We start from the raw sequence: 3,083 nt of genomic DNA on the forward strand, positions 1-3,083 counted from the left end.
AAATTTTCCACTTTGTCAGAAAGTAGCTTATTACTTATCGCTCTAAATTTTCCATTGTCGTTGTATGTCAGACTGTTGTCTTCTATACATTCGTAATAAAATTTTGTTACATTATCAAAATAACATTTCCCTCTAACTTTATCCCCTATATCCTGAATATTTCCACCAAATTCTAGTCCTAGAATCTCAGCTAAACGATTCCCTTCTAATGCTGTGCCTTTTTGCGATCCGTATAAAGTACTATCTGATAAAACAAAAGAATTGTTTTTAAAGTTCAATAAATATTCTTTTTTATCTTTTAAAATCCCTTTATCAACCTTATCCAACAAATTGTTCTTTAATTGATAGATTTGATATTCTGTTCCGCCTAATTTTAAAAATACATCCTCAAATTGATTTTCTCCATCAATTCTAATTAACAATTTTAATCCGTCAAATACACCAAATTCTTCGATTCCAGTCAATGCAACTTCGTAGATATCTTTGTTAGTTCCAACAGTTCTAATTGTATCCAGAGTATGTACCAACCCTTTTTGTAAATCATTCATGACTTGTGCTGATAATGTTGTCCCAACTTGAGTTGCTGTTTCTTCACCTTTCCAAATATGCCTAACCAATCCAGCACCAACATCATTCGCGGTTTCAACTTTGTAAACATCCAAATTCGTTCCTATCCAATCTTTTATTTTTTTTAACATCTATCTTACTCCTTCTTGTGTTATTACATTTATTCTTGCTAAATTGCTCTCATAACTTTTTTGTTGCAAAATCTCATCATAAAAGCTATCCTCTATTTTTAAAATTCTTTTCACTCCAACAAAGGCCCCGTTTGAAATATAATTAGCTGTTTGCACTTTATATTTAAAATCAACAGTTATTTCCACACCTTTCGCCCTTATTTCAAGCAAAATATTTAAAACACTTTTTTTAACATATGTTGACAATCTTTTATTCAAAACTATATAAATGCTCCCTGCTTTTTCCTTGTAAAACTGTGTTTCAGATTTTCCTTTAAAACTTCCGTTTTTTACATTAAAATTAATAACTTTGCTGCTACTTTTTACAATCCCCTCTTTAAAAATAAATACATTCTGCTCATAATTTTCAATTATAATTTTTAATACACTTATTATTGTTTCAAAAGTTGCATTTCTACTTTTCCTTGATATTTCCGCAAGTATTCTTTTTCTATAATTTTCATCATTTTCATTCGTGCCCCTTTTCAAATCGAAAGATGTTCCAAATTTGTCCAATGCATAACCTTCTGCCTCCATAATGTTTAAAGATTTCAAAAGTTCATGTATTCCTTTACTTGCTTGTCTTATTTCTTCTAAATATAAATTTAACAAAAAATAATTATTGCTTCCCCTGTCTCTTCTGTACATATGTGGAAATCTACTTATTATTTCATCTGTATACTCTTCGCTACTCTTAAACATAAATTACCTCGATATTATTTTCGTTTATTTGAAATTTTTGACCAACTGGGACTGTAAATGTTTTGTCGAAATTTTGTATTGCAACATCGGATTCTGTTAATCCCATTTTCAAATTTATTTTTCTTATATCGTCAATTCCTAACACTTCTGAATATGTCTTTAAATAACTAATAGACTCTCCTGTTTTTAGATTATTAATATAATTTAAAATTTCCTGTTGTATTTGTTTTGTCCAACGACTATCTTTTTCATCTAAATTTTTTGTTTCCAAAACTTCAACTTTTATTAATAACGTACTATATTTTATGATGTTATATATTATTTTTCTTTCAAATACACCTCTTTTTATTTTTTTTTCAAAAGTTTGTGCATTAGAATCTGCGAGAGTTAATATTCCGTCCGCTTTCAGATCTAGAATAGTTTCAAAAATTTTGCTGTCTGGTGTTCCTTCTAAAAATATTTTAACTGTTCCAGCTTCAGTAGCTGGCTCGGTTTCAGGATCTAATATCAACACATTTTTAATATTTTCCAAAGCCATTAATCCGTTATATAATGCCGCATGTGTAGCAGTTTGTTCAACTGTTTCCTTTCTTTTAAGTCTTTCCCTATAAAGACTGTCACTTTCATTATTGGCACCGCCAGTTACATCTGCATCATTTGTAATTTTAGCAACTCCTTCATATTCAGTCGTAAAAGTAACATCACTTGTGATATTGCTTTCTTCTCCGATTTCAAGAGCCTGAATAAATCCTATTCCATAATACTCATTATTATCCAATTTATCCAACGCAACGTTTGATAATAGTCTATATTCTTTTTCAGCATATTTAATAATTGTTTGTGCTGGTATAACTCTATTCTTTTCTCCTGTTATTTTAACCTGTCCAGTTGCATAAGCCCCTGCTTTTCGTGGAGTTCTTAGTAAAGTTCCAAAGAAATCTAAGTATATCCCTGTTGCTGTATTTAGATTCATTTGATTATTAAATTCAAGCAATTCTTCCCATATTTGTGATAGCTCATAACCTATAGCTTCGGAATGAATCCCTTCTGGAGTATTAAAATCTAAAACATAATTATTATCTTGTAATCTTGCTTTGTACCTATTTTCTATATCTTTCATAATATCTGTAAAACTTTTTAATACAAATCCCTTTTCTGTTACTCCAAAATCCATTATTCCTCCTTTCTAAAACGCTAAAGTCTTTCCATTTTTCAATAACATTTCCACTTTAAAATTATAGTTTCCATTTCTATTTTCAAAACTGCTTTCGAACTTTGTTATTTCTGCCACATCTTCATCCGACAAAATAGTTTCTTTGACTTGGGCCTCTATATTAAATTTTTCTAATAAATTTCCTATTTGTCCATTATTTTCATTTCTTTTAAGCCAGTAAATACCTTCATTCTTATGCAAAAACCATTCGTTAAAAAATAACCTTAATTTATTTTCCAAACGTAATCTTATTTTTTCTAATTCTGAACTTAATATAATATTTTTACCGATTGCAACATCAATTTCTTTGTTGTCGTCTTTTTCGGTTTGCCAACTTTCTACACTTTTCATATCACTACCTTTCTAAAAAATTGTAACAAAAAAATCACAATCAAATTAATGACTGTGATTTTATGTTTCTATTTAATTTT

General features: G+C 29.1%; 3 protein-coding genes and 1 pseudogene. All 4 read right to left on the reverse strand.

Translation table 11 applies throughout. From position 1 onward, the window contains the following. Positions 1–698: pseudogene (locus ACO409_RS10500) on the reverse strand (hypothetical protein); the annotation flags it as partial. Next, the gene (locus tag ACO409_RS10505; protein ID WP_485557042.1) at positions 699–1,439 is read right to left on the reverse strand and encodes a hypothetical protein; all 741 of its coding nucleotides are present in this window, start codon (positions 1,437–1,439) and stop codon (positions 699–701) included. Further along, positions 1,432–2,613 (reverse strand): baseplate J/gp47 family protein, encoded by a 1,182-nt coding sequence (locus ACO409_RS10510; RefSeq protein WP_485557044.1) that lies wholly within the window; start codon positions 2,611–2,613, stop codon positions 1,432–1,434. Before ACO409_RS10510 ends, ACO409_RS10505 begins: the two co-directional genes overlap by 8 nt. A gap of 12 nt (positions 2,614–2,625) precedes the next feature. Beyond that, positions 2,626–3,003 carry a contractile injection system sheath initiator gene (locus ACO409_RS10515; RefSeq protein ID WP_485557046.1) on the reverse strand — a complete coding sequence of 126 codons (378 nt, stop codon included), beginning with the start codon at positions 3,001–3,003 and terminating at the stop codon, positions 2,626–2,628. Positions 3,004–3,083 lie beyond the last annotated feature (80 nt).

Source organism: Leptotrichia sp. (genome assembly GCF_057270615.1).